This window comes from Saccharopolyspora sp. NPDC002578, from assembly GCF_053592695.1.
Genome location: NZ_JBSFWJ010000029.1, coordinates 18,988 through 36,261, shown reverse-complemented (window position 1 = coordinate 36,261; position 17,274 = coordinate 18,988). Strand labels below are relative to the sequence as shown.

At 70.7% G+C, this 17,274-nt stretch carries 17 protein-coding genes; 12 read left to right on the top strand and 5 right to left on the bottom strand.

Going from position 1 to position 17,274, the window contains the following annotated elements; genetic code table 11:
• Positions 1 to 160 precede the first annotated feature (160 nt).
• The 3 genes from ACWD38_RS15820 (at position 161) to ACWD38_RS15810 (ending at position 2,035) form a co-directional block, all read left to right on the top strand.
• Complete coding sequence (locus tag ACWD38_RS15820) at positions 161 to 355, top strand: DUF397 domain-containing protein (RefSeq protein ID WP_450124334.1); 195 nt, start codon at positions 161 to 163, stop codon at positions 353 to 355.
• Positions 356 to 411: 56 nt separating this feature from the next.
• A complete protein-coding gene (locus tag ACWD38_RS15815) occupies positions 412 to 606 on the top strand; it encodes a DUF397 domain-containing protein (RefSeq protein ID WP_184482820.1) in 195 nt (64 codons plus the stop codon).
• A gap of 220 nt (positions 607 to 826) precedes the next feature.
• On the top strand, positions 827 to 2,035 hold the full coding sequence (locus ACWD38_RS15810; RefSeq protein ID WP_450124333.1) for an MFS transporter: 1,209 nt from the start codon (positions 827 to 829) through the stop codon (positions 2,033 to 2,035).
• A 52-nt stretch (positions 2,036 to 2,087) separates the two neighbouring features.
• On the opposite strand, the gene ACWD38_RS15805 is transcribed toward ACWD38_RS15810, so the two are convergent.
• Positions 2,088 to 2,750 carry a DUF3159 domain-containing protein gene (locus ACWD38_RS15805; protein ID WP_450124332.1) on the bottom strand — a complete coding sequence of 221 codons (663 nt, stop codon included), beginning with the start codon at positions 2,748 to 2,750 and terminating at the stop codon, positions 2,088 to 2,090.
• 234 nt (positions 2,751 to 2,984) lie between these two features.
• Between ACWD38_RS15805 and ACWD38_RS15800 the strand changes: the two genes are divergently transcribed.
• The 3 genes from ACWD38_RS15800 to ACWD38_RS15790 all read left to right on the top strand — a co-directional run bounded on the left by ACWD38_RS15800 (position 2,985) and on the right by ACWD38_RS15790 (position 7,307).
• Positions 2,985 to 3,734 (top strand): MerR family transcriptional regulator, encoded by a 750-nt coding sequence (locus ACWD38_RS15800; RefSeq protein ID WP_184482807.1) that lies wholly within the window; start codon positions 2,985 to 2,987, stop codon positions 3,732 to 3,734.
• A 182-nt stretch (positions 3,735 to 3,916) separates the two neighbouring features.
• Positions 3,917 to 5,512 carry an amino acid permease gene (locus tag ACWD38_RS15795; protein WP_184482804.1) on the top strand — a complete coding sequence of 532 codons (1,596 nt, stop codon included), beginning with the start codon at positions 3,917 to 3,919 and terminating at the stop codon, positions 5,510 to 5,512.
• Between the two features lie 172 nt (positions 5,513 to 5,684).
• Positions 5,685 to 7,307 carry an APC family permease gene (locus tag ACWD38_RS15790; protein WP_184482802.1) on the top strand — a complete coding sequence of 541 codons (1,623 nt, stop codon included), beginning with the start codon at positions 5,685 to 5,687 and terminating at the stop codon, positions 7,305 to 7,307.
• Here the strand turns inward: ACWD38_RS15790 and ACWD38_RS15785 are convergent.
• A complete protein-coding gene (locus tag ACWD38_RS15785) occupies positions 7,285 to 9,807 on the bottom strand; it encodes a caspase family protein (protein WP_184482800.1) in 2,523 nt (840 codons plus the stop codon). The genes ACWD38_RS15790 and ACWD38_RS15785 overlap by 23 nt on opposite strands.
• A gap of 539 nt (positions 9,808 to 10,346) precedes the next feature.
• On the opposite strand from ACWD38_RS15785, the gene ACWD38_RS15780 reads away from it, so the two are divergent.
• Both ACWD38_RS15780 and ACWD38_RS15775 read left to right on the top strand, forming a co-directional pair.
• Positions 10,347 to 10,610 (top strand): hypothetical protein, encoded by a 264-nt coding sequence (locus ACWD38_RS15780; RefSeq protein ID WP_450124331.1) that lies wholly within the window; start codon positions 10,347 to 10,349, stop codon positions 10,608 to 10,610.
• 43 nt (positions 10,611 to 10,653) lie between these two features.
• Positions 10,654 to 10,995: a hypothetical protein gene (locus ACWD38_RS15775; RefSeq protein ID WP_184482797.1), complete on the top strand. Its 342-nt coding sequence runs from the start codon at positions 10,654 to 10,656 to the stop codon at positions 10,993 to 10,995.
• A 40-nt stretch (positions 10,996 to 11,035) separates the two neighbouring features.
• Here the strand turns inward: ACWD38_RS15775 and ACWD38_RS15770 are convergent, their stop codons facing one another.
• Both ACWD38_RS15770 and ACWD38_RS15765 read right to left on the bottom strand, forming a co-directional pair.
• Positions 11,036 to 12,124: a winged helix DNA-binding domain-containing protein gene (locus ACWD38_RS15770; protein ID WP_450124349.1), complete on the bottom strand. Its 1,089-nt coding sequence runs from the start codon at positions 12,122 to 12,124 to the stop codon at positions 11,036 to 11,038.
• 31 nt (positions 12,125 to 12,155) lie between these two features.
• Positions 12,156 to 12,719 (bottom strand): DinB family protein, encoded by a 564-nt coding sequence (locus ACWD38_RS15765; protein ID WP_184482794.1) that lies wholly within the window; start codon positions 12,717 to 12,719, stop codon positions 12,156 to 12,158.
• Positions 12,720 to 12,812: 93 nt separating this feature from the next.
• Between ACWD38_RS15765 and ACWD38_RS15760 the strand changes: the two genes are divergently transcribed.
• The 4 genes from ACWD38_RS15760 (at position 12,813) to ACWD38_RS15745 (ending at position 16,374) form a co-directional block, all read left to right on the top strand.
• Positions 12,813 to 13,784 (top strand): helix-turn-helix transcriptional regulator, encoded by a 972-nt coding sequence (locus ACWD38_RS15760; RefSeq protein ID WP_184482791.1) that lies wholly within the window; start codon positions 12,813 to 12,815, stop codon positions 13,782 to 13,784.
• Positions 13,785 to 13,912: 128 nt separating this feature from the next.
• Positions 13,913 to 14,881 carry a quinone oxidoreductase family protein gene (locus tag ACWD38_RS15755; RefSeq protein ID WP_450124330.1) on the top strand — a complete coding sequence of 323 codons (969 nt, stop codon included), beginning with the start codon at positions 13,913 to 13,915 and terminating at the stop codon, positions 14,879 to 14,881.
• A 291-nt stretch (positions 14,882 to 15,172) separates the two neighbouring features.
• A complete protein-coding gene (locus tag ACWD38_RS15750) occupies positions 15,173 to 15,856 on the top strand; it encodes a TetR/AcrR family transcriptional regulator (RefSeq protein ID WP_450124329.1) in 684 nt (227 codons plus the stop codon).
• A 98-nt stretch (positions 15,857 to 15,954) separates the two neighbouring features.
• Positions 15,955 to 16,374 (top strand): DUF6010 family protein, encoded by a 420-nt coding sequence (locus tag ACWD38_RS15745; RefSeq protein WP_450124328.1) that lies wholly within the window; start codon positions 15,955 to 15,957, stop codon positions 16,372 to 16,374.
• Positions 16,375 to 16,541: 167 nt separating this feature from the next.
• Here the strand turns inward: ACWD38_RS15745 and ACWD38_RS15740 are convergent, their stop codons facing one another.
• Positions 16,542 to 16,994, bottom strand: a complete 453-nt coding sequence (locus tag ACWD38_RS15740; protein WP_450124327.1) for a hypothetical protein — start codon at positions 16,992 to 16,994, stop codon at positions 16,542 to 16,544.
• Positions 16,995 to 17,274 lie beyond the last annotated feature (280 nt).

Sequence of the window (17,274 nt, the reverse complement as noted above, 5' to 3'; positions counted from 1 at the left end):
GGTCCGCTGCACGCCGCCCGGATTCCGGGCGTTTCCGGAGCCGTGGCATCAAGCCGTTCGCGGCGGAGGCGGCGTGCTTTGCACTCAGCCTGATACCAGGGACGCTGCAAATCGAGTGTTTCGCCTGCACACATCGCCGAAGACACGAAGAGGGATCGCAGTGGATCTGCATGACGTGAAGTGGCGCAAGTCGTCCCGGTCGAACTCGGGCGGAAACTGCGTCGAGGTGGCGATCACCCCGGCCGTGATCGGCGTGCGGGACACCAAGAACCGCGCCGCCGGGCACTTCACCACCGACCACGTCCGCTGGAACGAGTTCCTCACCGCGGTCAAGTCCGGCCGCTACTCGCGCTGACCTCACTCGGCGAAGCTCGCCGTCGTCTCGGTCGGTGATCTGGAAGGGGAGATGCAGTGAACGTCACGCCCACGAACTGGCGAAAGTCCACCCGCTCGCACCTGGTTTCCAACTGCATCGAGGTCGGCAAGCTCGGCTCAAGTGCTGCGGTCCGCGATACGAAGGACCGCGATGGTGGGTACGTGGCGATCGATGCCGCTCGCTGGAGCGAGTTCCTGTTAGCCGTGAAGGCCGGCCGCTTCTCGCGCTGATTCGTCCGGCTCGCCGAACGTCGCGCCGCGCATCGCGGGGCGTTCGGCGCAGCCCCTCGCACCGCGCGCCGCCCGGATTCCGGGCCGTTCCGGGGAAATGACAGCATTCACGTCTGCCCCGAGAGGGCGCGGCCCGGCCGGGTTTTCGGCGCGGGGATCGCGGTGTTGAGAGGTCTCTGTCGTGCAGTTGACGCATGTCGCCCGAGGAAGCCGCCGGGGTTTGGTCCTGGCTGGCGGCGGGCTGGTGGACGCGCTGGGAACCGGCCTGTTCCTGGTGCTCATCCCGGTGTACGTGGTGGTGCGCCTGGGGATCGACCCGGTCCAGGTCGGTGTTGTGGTGGGTGCCGCGAACCTGATCGCGCTCGCCTCGCCGGGCCCGGCCGGGTGGTTGTCCGACCGGATCGGGGCCGGTGGGGTGTGGACGTTCCTGCTGCTGGTCCGGACCGTCGGGTACGCGGCGTTCCCGTTCGTGTCCTCGTTCTGGGCCTACGCGGTCCTGCTCTGCGTGCTGGGCCTGGCGGACCGGGCGAGCGCGCCCGTCCAGCAGCTGTTCCTGCTCCAGGCCGAACGCCCGGAGAACCGCAGCCGCGCCATGGCCGTGCTGCGCACCGCCCGCAACATCGGCATGAGCGTCGGACTGCTGCTCGGCGGCGTCGTCGTCTCCATCGGCACCGACGCCGCGTACTTCACCGGATTCGCGATCAACGCGCTGTCGTTCCTGGTGCTGCTGGCCGTCGTGCGGGTGCTCATCCGGCGCGGACGCGGACCGGTGCCCGAACCGGACGAGGTAGCGGTCGAATCCCCGGAGCGGCGCAAGGCGGTCCTCAAGGATTCCCGCTACCTCACGCTGGTGGCGGGCAACGCGATCCTGCTGCTGCACGACTCGGTGCTGTTCACCTTGCTGCCGCTCTGGATCATCACCAGGACCCCGCTGGCCGACGGCTGGGTGGGGCCGCTGCTGGCGATCAACACCGTGCTGACCGTGGGATTGCAGGTGCCGCTGACCCGGTGGACCCGCACCATCCCCGCCGCGCGCCGCACCGCGATCCGCGCGCTGGTCCCGCTGCTGGCCGCGGCGGCGCTGTTCCTGACCGCGGAGAACGCCTCCGCCGACGTCGTACTGCTGGTCGTGGTGCTGGCGGTCGTGCTGATCACGGTGGGGGAGAACATGCACTCGGTGTCGGCGTTCGAACTGTCCTACCGCCTCGCGCCGGAGCGTTCGATGGGCGCCTACCTCGGCGCCTTCGACTTCGGCCAGGCCGTGCAGTTCGCGGTGGGGCCGCCGTTCATGACCGTCGTCGTGCTGCGCGGCGCGCTGACCGGCTGGGGAGCGCTGGGCGCCGCCTTCGCCGTGGGCACCGTGATGATGGCGGCGGCGGCCCGTGGCAGGCGTGGGGCGGAGGAGGTTGCTCCCGTGGCTCCGCGATGAGAGCCCGTTCCGCCGCGAGCCGGCCGCGACCCGCCGCCGCGCCCGTGCGCCGTCAGGACTGGCGGAGGAGGCGCTTGGTGGTGCGGCGGAAGGCCCAGACGACGACCACGGCGGCGAGCGCCGTCAGCGGGGTGCCCATGGCGACCTTCGCGAACGCGAGCCAGCCGGTGGAGTCGGCGAGGTAGAGCCATTCCTTGACGATGAACCGGGCGGTGAACACGGCGGTCGCGGCGAGCGTGGCGATGTAGTGCGCGCGCAGCGACGGCCGGTCCTCGCGCCAGTGGTGCGTGCCGCCGTGCAGGGCGTTCCAGGCGAGCCCGGTGATCGGCCTGCGGGCCAGCAGCGAGGCGAGGGTGACGACGGCGCCCGCGAGGCTGGCCCAGATCCCGATCAGGAAGAAGTCGTTGGCCGACCCGGTCCACGCGGCGATGCCGCCCGCAGCCGCGACGCCGAACACGCCGCCGAGCGCCGCCGAGACCTTCTCCCCGCGCAGCAGCCGCACTCCGGCGAGCACCAGGGCCACGGCGACCGCGATCCCGATGGTGATGGGCAGCGGCGCGAAGGGGACGGTCGCGGCGAACACGACGACCGGCAGCGTCGTGTACACCATCCCCGAAGGACCGCCCAGGTGGTCGAGCATCGTCTGCTTCTGCTCGAAGGCCGGTGCGGTGGTCGTCTCGTCGGTGCGGTCGTCGATGCGGTCCATCGTGGTCATCGCTGATCTCCCGGTGTGCCGTGGTGTGGGGTGAGCTGCGAACCAGGAGAAGCCGTGCCGCAACGGCATGCTCAAGATCCAGGCGGAGTGTCATGGGTCACACTTCTGGGTTATGCCTGTTCGTGCGCGGTGCTTCGGCGCTCGCGCGCTTGACCGTGCCGCAACGGCACGGTTTTCACTGGAACCCGTCGGCGCGACCGCGTCGGCGGAACGCTCTACGAACGAGGTGATGGCGTGGGATGGAGCACGCGTGAGATCGCTGAGCTGGCCGGGACGAGCCTGCGAGCGGTGCGGCACTACCACGAGGTCGGCCTGCTGGCGGAGCCCGAGCGGCGGGCCAACGGCTACAAGCAGTACGGCGTGGCCCACCTGGTTCGGGTGCTGCGCATCAAGCGGTTGACCGACCTCGGCTTCTCGCTGTCCCAGATCGCCGCCATGGGCGACGCCGACGACCACCCGGAGCAGGCATTGCGCACCCTCGACGCCGAACTGGCCGCCACCATCGAACGGCTCCAGCGAGCCCGCATCGAACTCGGCCTCATCCTGAGCAAGTCCGCGCCCACCGACCTGCCCGCGGACTTCGCCCCGGTCGCCGCGAACGCAGGGCTCTCCGACGCGGACCGCTCCCTCGTCGTGGTCATGACCAGGGTCCTCGGCCCGCAGGGCTTGCAGACCTACGGCGACCTGCTGCGCAACGCCCCCGGAGACGCCGCGGACAAGGAGTTCGAGGAGCTGACCGCCGACGCGGACGACGACACCCGCCAGCGGCTGGCCGAACGCCTCGCCCCCTACATCCGCGACGTCGAAGAGGCGAACCCCGGATTGCGCGACATCCACGCCGACGCCCCCGGCGGCGTCCGCCACGCCCAGCGGACCTTCGGCAAAGCCATTCGCGACCTCTACAACCCCGCCCAGATCGACGTCCTCGTCCGAGCCGAAGCCCTCATCGTCGACAGCCGCAAATCCGAGGAAGACCCCGGCTGACCCGTTCCACCCCGCAGCAGCGGGCGCTGCTCCAGTAGGGCGCCCCCTGGTCCGCTAACGCCCCCGCCCGAGCTTTCCCGCGCTCAGATCGACGAAAGATCGTTCGCGAGCAAGAGGATCGTCGGTAGCATCGATCGATCTCGGCCGAGTCGCCGATCCTTCTACGCGCTGGGGGCCGTGTGGTGCACCGGAACGCTGGCAACGGGGAACCGGTGGCGCTCGGCAAGTGGCAGCAGTTGGCTCTGGCCCTGGGAGGTGTCCTCGGGTCCGGCTGGATCATCGGCATTCCCGAGGTCGCGCAGGTGACCGGTCCGCACCGTTACCTCGGCGTGCTGCCGTGGCTGGTCGGGTTCGCCGTGCTCGTGCTGGTGGCCGCGATCGTGGTTCGGCTCGCCCGCACGGATCCGCGTTCGGGCGGGTTGGCGTGGTGGGCGCAGGACCGCAGCGGCCGGGTCGTCGGCACCATCATCAACGCGGGACTGTTCGTCGTCTACGCGGGGAATCCGCCCGCCGGGGCGTTGGCCGCCGCGACCGCGCTCAACGACGCGTTCGGCTGGCGGTGGTGCACGTCCGAGGACGGCACGTGCGAAGTGGCGGACTGGCGCATCGGGCTGCTCGCGCTGGGCTTGCTGAGCGCGTTGTTCGCGGTCCACGTCCTCGGTGCCCGCGCGATGCTCCGGTTGAACGTGGTGCTCAGCGCGGCGAAAGTCCTCCTGCTGCTGGTGTTCATCGGCGTCTCCGCGTTCGCCCACGTGCTGATCCTCCCGAACCCGGGCCAGGATGGTGACGCCGTCTTCGCCGTGCTCACCGTGACCGCGACGACCGGGATCATCTTCGCGTTCACCGGGTTCCAAGGGCCGGTGGACAACGGCGACAAGTCCGGCAAGGACCACCGCGGCTTCGCCGTCTACGGCGCGCTGATCATCTCGTTGTTGCTCTACGCGGGGCTCCAGCTGGTGTTCGCCGAGGGACTTGCCGGGAACTGGCACCTGCCCGATCCCGGATCGGGCTGGCCGTTCGCGTTGCGGGTCGTCGCGACGGTCCTGCCGCCGCTGACGAACGCGCTGGTCTTCCTCTACCTGGCCGCGATCGTGCTCAAGACCTCCGCGGAGCAGGGAGTGCTCGCGCTGCCCGGCTTCAACAAGCGCAAGTCGTTCCAGCCGATGCTGGTCATCTTCGCGTTCGGGTTCGGCCTGCTGGTGCTGATGTGGGCGGGCATCTCCGAGATCACCGCCGCCAAGAGCGTGCTCTACCTGTTCGTCTACTCCTACGCCGCCGTCTGCTACCGGGCGTCGTGGCGGCAGAACGTCCTGGAGCACTCGCGACTCGACACCCGCGGGGGCCGCGCGCTGGCGCCGGTGAGCTTCGCGGCGGTCACCGTGATCGCGTTCTACACCGGATTCCCCACGTTGCTGTGGGCGTGCGCGCTGATGGTCGTGGTCGCGACACTGATGTTCTGGTCCCGCCGCGCGGAAGCGGATCGCAACCGGGCCCAGCACCTGCGCCGCGCCCGGTGGCTGCTCGGCTACTTCGCGGTGCTGCTGGTGCTGAGCGGGTGCCACTTCGTCGTCCGGTACTCCTTGGCCGCGGACCCCGGCCCGCTCGCCGACCTCCTGCGCGGATCCCGCGATCTGCCGCCGTTCGAGAACGGGCTGGTGGACGGAATCGTCACCAGCGTCCTCGCGGTGGTCGCGGTGGTCGCGGGGCTGCTGTTCTACCGCAGCGGTGTGCGGGAGGCCGAATCCTTCATCCGGCTCAAGAACGGGACCTCCGGCTGACGGCTCCACGAACCCCGCCGGCGTCCTCCGCGCGACCGCCGAACGTGCGACGAACGGGCCGATCCGATCGGAGAAAGCAGATCGACCGGACGAAGCTCGCCAGTAACATGGATCACTCCTGGCGGCATCGGAGTCGCCGACTCGGATCCGTCTACGCACTGGGAGCCGTGTGGTGCACCGGAACGACGACAGCGGAGAACCGGTCGCGCTCAGCAGGGGACAGCAGTTGGCCCTGGCGCTGGGCGGCGTCCTGGGCGCTGCCTGGCTTTCCGGGGTTCCCGAGATGCACCAGGTGTATTCGAAGTCCGGTTCCCCCGTGTACCTCGTCGTCCTGCCGTGGCTCGTCGGCTTGGTCGTGGTGCTCGCCGTCGCCGCGATCGTCGTCCGGCTCGCCCGCACGGATCCGCGGTCGGGCGGGTTGGCGTGGTGGGCGCAGGACCGCAGCGGCCGCGTCGTCGGCACCATCATCAACGCCGGACTGTTCACCATGTACGCGGGAAATCCTCCCGCCGGGGCGCTCGTCGCGGTGCTGGCGCTCGACCGCACCTTCGAGGGCGTGACGTTGTCCTACCCGCGCAGCGACGGCGGCTTCGCGCTGACCGGTGGGGGAGCGCTGGCCGCGTGGGCCGTGCTGAGCGGGCTGTTCGCGATCCACGTCGTCGGCGCTCGCCTGATGCTCCGGCTGAACCTGGCGCTGAGCGTGGCGAAAGCGGTGCTGCTGGTGGCGCTCGTCCTCAGCGCCGCGAGCGTGCACTACCTGATCCTTCCCGCGCCGACCGGTGCCGACCAGGACATGGCCCTGACCATGCTGATCCCGGTGATCACGGCAGCCGGGATGATGTTCGCGTTCACCGGGTTCCAGGGGCCGGTGGACAACGGCGACAAGGCCGGCAAGGAGCACCGCGGCTTCGCCATCTACGGTGCGCTGATCATCGCGACGGTGATCTACCTCCTGCTCCAGCTGGTGTACACGGTCGGGGTGCACGACGCCTGGCGCGCCCCCGAGCCCGGTTCCCCGGAATCCCTGCTGGTAGCGGTCGTGAGCGTCCTGTCCCCGCTGACCAACGCCCTGCTGTTCATCTACCTGGCCGCCATCGTGCTCAAGACCTCTGCGGACCAGAGCGTGCTGAAGCTGCCGCGGCTCACCATGCGCAGCTCGTTGCAGGTGCTGTTCGTCGTGTACCTGTTCGGCGTCGCGGTGCTGGTGCTGATGACGAGCCTGGGCGACTGGTCGGAGATCACCGACGCCAAGAGCGTGATCTACCTGTTCGTCTACTCCTACGCGGCCGTGGCCTACCAGGCGTCGTGGAAGGCGGAGATGTTCCCCGGTCCGCGCGGTGGCCGGCTGCTGGCACCGGTGAGCTTCGTCGTGAGCACGGTGATCGCGTTCTACACGGGCTTCATCACGCTGCTGTGGGCCTACGCGCTGATGGCAGTGGTGGCGGCGGCGATGTTCTGGTCGCGGCGCTCGGAGACCGACCGCAACCGGGCCGAGCACCTGCGGCGGGCCCGCTGGCTGCTCGGTTACTTCGCGGTGCTCCTGGCGCTGGCCTGGTGCCACCTGGTGATCCGGTACCTCCTGTCGGATCCGACCAGTAAGGAGGAGGGCCGCCCCGAATTCGTCGAGTTCATGCTCGGGCGCGAGGACCTCTTCCGGTTCGAAGATCCGCTGCTCTACGGGATCACCGCGGTGGCGCTGGCGGTGGCCGCAGGGGCGGCGGGCCTCCTGTTCCACCGGGTCGGTGTGCGGGAGGCCGAATCCTTCATCCGGCTCAAGAATCGATCCGACGCCTGAAGTCGCGTTCCCGCCCCGGCGCACCGCTCTCGCCCAGCTCCTTCGCATACCGCCGGTGCAGCGCCGCGTCGTCCCGGTTGTAGACGGCGCCGTCGATCCGCGCCACGAGGTCTTCGGCGACGGGATGGTCGTAGTGCGACACCGCCGCCACCACCCGGGCCAGGTAGGTGAGCGTCACCGCGTCCTCGCCGGGCTCCTCGCTCTGCTCCTGGACCGGCAAGTCCTTGAACTCCTCGTCCAGCTTCCGGACCAGCGGCACGGTGATCTCGGACAGCTTGCGCGAGCTCGGCGCGGGCAGGGCGACCAGCAACGCCGCGAGCTCCTGAGGTGCCAACCGGAGCGCGTGCTCGTGCAGCACCATCCGGAGCACGTCGTCCACCGGTTTCGTCGACTCCTTCTTGCCCAGGCCCACCAGGAACTCCCGTGCGTCCAGCAGGACTTCCGGCGGCACCACGGCGGCGAACCAGGTGGCCAGCGGAACGCTGTGGCGGAGCCCGTCGACGTCTTCGTGCCACTTCCGCAGCAGGAGACCGATGTCGTCACCGTCGCGCTGCCGTCCCACGGCGGTGAACAGCTGCTCGGCGTAGCGCGGGCACGCGAGCGCGAACTGCACCAGGTGCGAGGGTTTGCGGCTGCCCGCCACCGCGTGCGTGATGTTCCAGGCCAGTTCGGCGTCCTCGTCGGCGGCGTGGCGGTGCAGCGCGATCACGTCGTCGATCGGGCGGTCGGCGACGACGTCGCGCACCAAGGCGTCCGAGCGGCCCAGGAAGTCCTTGCGGCTCAGATAGGTCTCCAGCTCCTCCACCGAGGCGCCGCGCAGGTGCGTGAGGAACAGCTCCTCGATCGCGGTCCGCTGGTCGGGGGCGCTGCCGGCGAGGCCGTCGAGCAGGTCGCAGACGTCCTGGGGCGGGGCACCGTCGTGCAGCGCCCGCTCCATGACGATCGCCGGGGCGTCGGCGAAACCCCGCGACCGCAGCGCGCGCGCCAACCGGATCAGGTCGTGAGAGGACGAGGTCTTCACCGCGACCGCCAGCAGGCCGCGCATCACCGACTCGGACCGCAGGTCGAACGCGGCCACGTAGGCCGCGACGTCCTGCGGCAACCGCTTGCGCACCACGAGCTTGCCGATTTCGCGTTCCGCCGCGTCCCGCTGCAGCTGCGCGAACTTCGCCGCGTCGACCGCGGACCGGCCCAGCGCCACGTTCGCCAGCACGGTCTCCACCGCGAACTGCTCGCCCCGCGCGTACAGCGCGGTCAGCACCTCCTGCAGGTCGGTCATCCGGCGCTCCGCGGCGAACAGGCCGAGCAGGCGGTCGGCCGCCTCGGCCGCCGGTTCCTCCGGCTCGCTCACCAGCGCGGCGAGGCGTTCTCCGGTGACCAGTCCCGCCAGGTCCTGTTCGAGCCGGGTGACCTCGGGTTCCCCGGCCACGAGTGCTCGGTGGAACTCCGCGAACCGGTTCGCGTCCAACTCGACGGCCCGCTCCAGCAGGACCTGGGCGAAGTGCGCGCAGTCCGGGCAGGCGCTGCGCGAGAGCTGGCGGGCCGAATCTCCGGCGACGTCCTCGGCGCCGGTCATGAGCACGTCGGCGAGGCCCCGGTGCAGGGCCGGGCGTTCGTGCAGCTGGTGCGCCAGGTCGATCGCGTTCTCGCTGGTGCGCAGCCGGGCGCGCAGCTGCTGCTCGATCGCCGGCGCCGGGAGGTCCGCGCCGCCGTCCAACATCGCCGCGAGTTCGAAAAGGCTCGCGGACTCCAGCTCGTCCTGGATCCGCTGCTTGGCTTCCGGTGAAGAGTTCTCCAGCAGTGCCAGCGACCCTCGTCCGCGGCGAATCATGTCCGGCACCGGGTGACGGTCTCGGTGCAGGTTCCGCTCGAGTTCGGTGAAGACCTCGTCGATGTCGAGCAGGTTGCTCGCGTCGGGGAGTCCGCCGTCGAGGATCTTGATGAGCGCGCCGCTGAACGCGGTGTACACGCCGCGGTCGCCATCGATCGCCTTCGCGTAGGACTCCCCCCAGCGCAGTGCTTTGAGCACCCACGTCCGCTCGTCCCGGAACTCGGGCATCTCGACGTCGACGTGGCTGAGCATCGGCACCTGACCGCACTCGCAGCAGTCCAGGACCAAGACCTTCTTGCTCGCCAGGCACGTCTCCAGCGCTTCGTAGACGTGGTGCACGGGCAGCTGGGTCGATGCGTCGTGCGGCTTGCTGTCGCTGAGCGCCAGGTGCAGTTCGGGTCGGCTGGTGCGCCCGCACGGGGGCAGATCACCGTGGCCGCAGAAGTAGACGAGCGCGGAGTCCGAGGGCCCGCACTCGTCGAGCGTCGAGCGGAGCTCGTCCATGAACCGGCCGCGGATCGGGTTCTCGACCAAGCGGCTCGCGTCCCACAGGGAGCTGGCGTCGAACAGGTCGTGCAGCTTGCGCGCCGATTCTCCGACGGTGGGGTAGGAGTCGAATCCGTCCGATTCGTACTCGGAGACACCGATGAACAATGCGTGTCCGGTCATGAGTCCGCCCTCGTTCTCCCATGGCAGGGTCACCGCGTCATTGCGGGGCGGGCCGCTACCAGGATCTGCCGCTTCTCCGCCCCACCTCGGATGGCGGAGAAGCTTCACCACTGTGCCGCACCGGGGTGGTTCGTTGAACTGCGGTTGGAGTCCGCTTTCGTTCAGATGCCCGAAAGTGCGATTACTTTCAGTGATCGATGATCGTTGCTCGAGTGTGTCTTGCTTGCAAGCATACCAATAGATCGATTAATCAGCCACGTTGCGTAGTGCCTCGATGGCGGCGCCGTGTCGGGCGGATTCGGTTTTTCCGGCACGCAGGATTGCCCGAAAGGGCAGGTGGATCGGAGTCCTGCTCAGGTCAATTACTCCACAGTGGATCGAAATTAAAACCATCGCGATGTGGTGGCGATAGGGGCAGTTCCGTTTCGTTCGCCGCTGATTTCCGCAGGAATGCGGGATCTCCTGAAAGTGGTTCGACCGCCGCCCTAACGGCGCGGGTCGGATCGCCCCGAGGAATAGGTGTTCGGCTCGGTGGGTAGGTGGGGGTGGAAGGACTCGCCGAGCACAGAGGGGACGCGGACATCATGGCGAACAACGCGCACTTCATCACCGCGAACGCGGGCGGTGCTCCGGTGGTCATCGTGCGGGACGACCGCGGAACGCCCGTCACGAAGCTGGAGCTGCCGGCGGAGAAGTCGAAGCCCGAGCACGCCGACGAAGAGCTCAGCGCCGCGGGCTGGAGCCGTCAAGCGGACTGGAGCGCGGCCGACGACGGGTGGGTCGTGCCGGTCGTGCCGTCCTGATCGCGCCCACCCCGAGCTCCACTGCTGATGTGAGGAGATTCTGTTGGCCGAGCAAGGACTTCCGCTGCCGGACTACGACGAACTGCCGATCGGGACGCTGCGCCACCGGATGCGCGCGCTGGACGCGGACCAGATCCGGACGTTGCTGGAGCACGAACGCGCCCACGCCGATCGGGTGCCGGTGACCACGCTGCTCAGCAGCCGCCTCGACGAGCTGGAGCACGGCGCCACGCCCTCGTCCGGCTCGCAGGAGCAGATGCCGGAGGTGTCCGAGCACAAGCGCACCGGTTCGCCGGTGGGGCCGAGCGCTCCGGCGCAGCCGGGCCGCTCCACGGCGCACGGCACCGTCGGCCAGACCGGGAAGGGCGCCGAGCACAGCGAGTGAGGCGGGGGCGCGGGCTCCGCGGAGTCCGCGCCCCCGGCGGTCAGTCCGAGATGCGGACGTCCTCGCTCGTGCCGTCGGACAGGAACGACGCGAGCTCCCGGCCCTGGTCGGTGACCTCGGCGCGGTCCGGTCGGGAGAAGTCGCGCAGCGGGCTGACGTGCACGGTCGCGTCCTCGAACGACCAGGTGGCCGCCACGCGGCCGTCGACGAGCACCGCGCGCCGTCCGGCCACCGACAGGCCGCGGTGCTCGTCGTCGATGATCCGGCTGCGATCGGCGTAGCCGAGGATCGCGTTGTCGAACGCGGGCAGGAAGCGCACCGGCGCGGGCACGTCCGGATCGGGCCGCGGCGCGTCGGGGAGGTCGAGCAGTTCGCGCCCGCGCTCGTCGCGGAAGGCGACCAGCTCACCCCGGACCGACGCCACCGCGGCGGGCAGCCCGGCCACTCCGCACCAAGCGCGCAGGTCCGCCGTCGCGGCCGGGCCGAACGCGGCCAGGTAGCGCCGCACCAGCGCCACCCCCGCCGGATCCGACCCGTCCGCGGGTGCCGGATCGACCGCGCGCCCCAGCCACGAGGACAGCAGCACGTTGCGCGCGCCCCCGCTCGCCCGCCACAGCCCGCGCGGCGGCACCTGCACGGCGGGCACGAGGACGATCACCGCTTCTCCGAGCGCCCGCGGTCCGGCGGCGGGCCAGCGGTCGGTGAGCGCGCGCCCCAGCTCCGGCATCGACCTCGGCTCGTCGTCGGCCAGCAGATCCCGGCCCGCCGCGGCCAGTTCGTCGAGGTCGACGCCGTCGAGCTCCCGGCGGTACACCCCGAGCAGCCGCTGGCGGAGCATCGCGCCGTGCCGGGTCCGCCACGCCACCGCGTCCGCGGCGCTGACCAGGTGGATCGTGCGGCGCATCAGGTGCGTTCGCACCACCCGCCGCTCGGTCAGCAGGTCCGAGAGCACCGCCGGGTCGAACCCGCGCAGCCGGGACCAGAGGCCGAGGAACGGCTCCTGCGGTTCCTGCGCCTGCAGGCCGCCGAGGTGCGCCACCGCGTCGAGGACCCCGAGCTCTGCCCGCTCCAGCAGCAGCTGGCGGGCGAGCGCGGCCCGGTTGAGCGCCCGCGCGGACAGCCGGGTCAACACGCCGCGACCACCTCGTGCTCCCCGGCGGTCACGCCGAACGACCGTCGAGCGTTTCGCGGATGATGTCCGCGTGCCCGGCGTGCTGGGTCGTCTCCGCGATGACGTGGATCAGGACGCGGCGGGCGCTGTGGCGGCCACCGGGCTCGTGCCAGGGCGCCTCCGGCAGCGGCTGCGTCGCGGACAGGTCGGGCAGGTCGGTGACGATGCGCTCGGTCTCGGCGGCGGCCCGCTCGTAGTCCTCGACGATGCCCGCCAGCGTCTCGCCGGGCAGCACCTGGAACTCCCGCTGCCGGTCGATGGCCCACTGCGGGTACTCGCTCGCCGTGCCGGCCATGAAGTCGTCCCAGGTCACGCCGTCGGGCAGCGCGAAGCTCATCGCCGACGGTCCTTCGAGGACGAAGCGCAGCCAGCCCCGCTCGACGTTCGTGACGTGCTTGAGCAGGCCGCCCAGGCACAGCGCGCTGATCGTGGGGCGCGCGGCGGCCTGCTCGTCGCTGAGCCCGCGGGTGGTGGTGATCAGCGCTGCTCGGGCGGCGGCGAGTTCGGCGAGCAGGTCGGCGCGCTCGTCGACGGCGGGGGTGGTGGCGGTCATGATCGGATCCTTCGGGTCGTCGTCGTGGTTCGGGACGACTCTCGCAGGGGTAGCGGCCAGGTACCGTCCGCTTCTGCGGGCATCATCGGATTCATGCACGGAACCTCCGCTCGGCTGCTCGCGCTGCTGTCGTTGCTGCAAGCCCGCCGGGACTGGCCCGGCTCGCTGCTGGCGGAGCGGTTGGACACCAGCGAGCGCACCGTGCGCCGCGACGTCCAGCGCCTGCGCGAACTCGGGTACCCGATCCTGGCCGTCAAAGGACCCGACGGCGGCTACCGGCTGGAGGCGGGAGCGGAACTGCCGCCGCTGCTGTTCGACGACGAGCAGGCCGTCGCCCTCGCCGTCGCCCTGCAGATCGCCACCGGTACCGGGGCGGGCATCGGGGAGGCCTCGGCTCGGGCGCTGAGCACGGTCCGCCAGGTCATGCCCGCCCGGTTGCGCCACCGCATCGACGCCCTGCGGGTCACCGCCGTCGAACGGGCCGGGACCGGGACGTATCCGCAGGTCGACACGGAAGTCCTGGTGGCGGTGGGAGCCGCGGTGCACGCCCGCGAGGTGCTGCGGTTCGACTACACCCCGGCCTCGGCGCCGCGGCACGACGGTCCGCCGCGAAGGGTGCAGCCGCACCACCTGGTGACCTGGGGCGGGCGCTGGTACCTCGTCGCGTGGGACCTCGACCGCGAGGACTGGCGGACCTTCCGCGTCGACCGGATCGCGCCGCGCACGCCCACCGGCCCCCGCTTCACCCCGCGCGAGCTGCCCGGTGGGGACGTGGCGGACTTCGTGACCGAGAAGTTCATGGGCTCCGCCGGGTGGCCCTGCCGCGGTGAGGTGATCCTCGACCTGCCCGCCGACGCGGTGTCGCGCTTCGCCCACGACGGCGTGGTCGAGGAGCTCGGTCCGCGGCGCTGCCGGCTCGTGCTGGGGTCGTGGTCCTGGGTCGGCCTGGCCGCCACGATCGGCAGGTACGACGCGGACGTCGAGGTAGTCGGGCCGCCCGAGCTCGCGGCGGCCTTCGCGCGCCTGGCACGCCGGTTCGGCGCGGCAGCAGGGGAGTCCACTTAGGACGAGCGGGAATGTTCCGGCTGCGGCGCCGGTTGGTCGAGGTGGGCGCTGCTCAGCGGCTCCGCGCTGACGAGGCGGTGCCGGCGCGCCGATGTCCCTGGGGAACACGCGACCACGAGGAGGCCGGCATGAAGGCGGCGGTGTACTACGAGAACGGCGGCCCCGAAGTCCTGCGCTACGAGGACGTCCCGGACCCGGTGGCGGGAGCCGGTGAGGTGCTGCTGCGCGTCGCGGCGGTCAGCGTGCAGGGCGGCGACCTGCTGCACCGGCAGGGCTCGCCGTTCGAGACCGCCCCGCACATCGTCGGCTACCAGGCGGCGGGCACCGTCGAGGCCGTCGGCGCGGGAGTGACCTCGGTGCGCGCGGGTCAGCGCGTGGTGGCGTTCATGCCCGCCGGTTCGCACGCCGAACTCGCCGTGGCGCAGGAAGGGCAGGTCTACCCGGTGCCCGACGAGCTGGACCTGCGGCTCGCCGCGGGCGTTCCCGTCGAGTTCGGCACCGCCGACGACTGCCTGTTCGAGTTCGGCCGGTTGCAGGCGGGGGAGACGGTGCTCGTGCAGGCCGCCGCGGGCGGCGTGGGCCTGGCGGCCGTGCAGCTCGCGAAGGCCGCCGGGGCGACGGTGATCGGCACGGCCTCCAGCGCCGAGAAGCTGGCCCGGCTCACCGAACTCGGCCTGGACCACGCCATCAACTACAAGGACACCGACGTCGCCGAGCGGGTCGGCGAGCTCACCGACGGGCGCGGTGTCGACCTCGTCGTCGACTCGGTCGGCGGGAGCACCCTGGAGGGCAGCGTGGGCGCGCTCGCCTACCGGGGGCGGATCAGCTGGGTCGGCCAGGCCGGTCGGGAGACGCGACCGCCGCAGCTCGGGCCGCTGATGTTCAAGAACGCCTCCCTCAACGGCGTCTACTTCGGCGGCGAGATGGAGCACGACCCGGCTCGCGTCAGGACGGTCGTCGAGCGGCTCGTCGAGCGGGTCGCGTCCGGTGAGCTCACCGTCGTGCTGGACCAGGAGTTCCCGCTCGCCGAGGCCGCCGCCGCGCACCGCCACATCGAGAGCCGCGCCGCCTTCGGCCGCGTCCTGCTCATCCCCTGACGCGTCGCACCGGCTGATAACACCGAACAGCACCACCCACTACCCGCCCGCACAACAGCGCGCGGGCCGGCGCTCGTCCCGTCGGGAGGAGCGGAGCTGAGCGTTGCCACGATCGGCCGTCGGCCCGGACCCTCAGGGCCGCAAGCCCTTCGTGCCGGAGCACTCGAACCCGCGAGATCGCACCGATCCGCCCGGACGTGCGCATCGCCGACGCGTTCGGTGCCGGAGACCGGGAAACGGGGAAAAATCGGCCTTACCGCCGCGATCGCGGGGGAACTAGCATCGGTACTCGTGTCGGACGGGGTTCGCGGGCGGATCGTCGATGCGGCGTCCGCGCTGCTCGCCGAGGGCGGACCGGACGCCATGACCACCCGCGCGGTCTGCGCGGCCGCGAGCGTGCAGGCCCCGACGATCTACCGGTTCTTCGGCGACAAGGGCGGTCTGCTCGACGCCGTCACCGAGCACGTCTACGCGTCCTACGTGCGGCGCGAATCGTGGTCGGCCCGCCGCGATCCCGTCGAGGACCTGCGCCGCGGCTGGGACCTGCACGTGCGCTTCGGGATCGAGCACCCCGCCGTGTACGCGGCAGCGCACGCCCCGGCACGTCCCGGCGGCGGATCGAACGCGCGGCGGCGGGCGGCGGAGATCTTCGCGGGCCCGATCCGCCGCATCGCCCGGGACGGCCGGCTCCGCGTCCCGGAGCCGCGCGCGAACCGGCTGGTGCACGCCGCGGCGACGGGCACGACCTGGGAGCTCATCGCGACCGCGGCACCGGACCGGGACCCCGGCCTCGGCGACCTCGCGCGGGAAGCGGCGATCTCCGCGATCGTCGGCCCCGGTCCCGAGCGCGACGCCCCGCCGGAAGTCGGCGCGGCCCTGACGCTGCGCGCGGGACTGGACGGGCTCACCGAGCTCACCGCCCCCGAACGCGCCCTGCTGGCCCAATGGCTCGACCGGATCACCACCCCCGGCTGAGCGGCGACCCGCGCACGGCCGGGACTCGGCCGGAATCCGGCGGTTCCTGTCGTCGTCGCCACTGCTCGGGGGCGGTGGTCGCGGCATAGCGTCGGGCCATGTCCATCATCGCGCCGCTGCTCATCGGCGTCCTGTACGTGCTGCTGAACTCGCTGATCCCGGAGCGGCACCGCCGCCCGTTCAACGCGATCATGGTCGCCGGAGCCGGTGCCGCCTACCTCAGCGGCGGCGGTCTGGGACTCTGGGAGTTCGCCTTCACCGCCGTGCTGACCTACGTGGCCTACCGCGGCCTGAGCTCGTGGACGTTCATCGGGATCGCGTGGCTCCTGCACACGGCGTGGGACGTGCTGCACCACCTCAACGGCACCCCGATCATCCCGTTCGCCGAGCACTCCTCGTTCGGCTGCGCCCTGTGCGACCCGGTGATCGCCGTGTGGTGCTTCGCGGGCGGCCCCTCGATTTCCGACCTTTTCCGCCGCTTCCGAGGTGCGAAGTCCGTGGTCGCGTCGGGCGACTGATTCCTCCTGAAATCGCAACCCGCCGAACGGAGTGGAATTCGCATGGAGGCACGCGCGGCGCACATCTGTTCGCGCCGCGCGTGCCTCCAATTCATTCGAATCGATCGCTCATTCGCATCTCAGCATAACCGGTGCTGTGGAGATGGTTGAGTCGTGCATTGTTCGGATCAGACGACCCGTAGGTAGAGGTCGACGCGCGATCCCTTGTGTGACTTGTCGAAGTTCTTCCTGGTTCCGTTCCCGCCGGCCCGGACGGTGCCGAAGCTGTCGCCGTTCTCCCAGGTTCCGTAAATCTCGGCGGCCTTGCCGTCCGCCTTGGTGTCCTTGACCCAGCCCTGTGCCCGGATCTTCCCTCCGCCGCAGGTGAGGGTCCACCCGGCGGCGCCCCCGCGAACCGAGGGGTTCTTCTTGTCCCCGCAGGTCCCCTGGATGTGGATGATCCCATCGGATTCGGCCGGAGCCGCTACCGCGGCCCCGCCTCCGACCAGCGCGCTCCCCAGGACGGCACCGGTCAGCGCGACGGCGGTGGCCGCCTTCTTCGTGATCCGCATGTGTTCTTCCTCGATTTTCTGTTGAACCCCAGTCCGGTTTCCCCCACGGATAACCGGTGGAAGCCTCATCGGCTTCACGGTTCATATTTCCAGGTTCTCGGTCGCCGTTCCAGGTTGATCACCGAAATGGCTTAACCGGACATTTCGTCGACCTTTTCGGTGTGATTCGGCGGGGCAGGGTAGCGGTTTCGCGGACCGTCCGGTGGTGGAACGGAAAAGTTCTTCGGTGGTCGGTGCTGCTCCGATCGGTCCTCGAAATTGGGCCGATCGAGACGTTGATTCTTTTTCGGCATCGGATGATGCCGAAACGGTGTTAGCAGTGCATGATCTCCCGCCCCTAGTCTGCTGG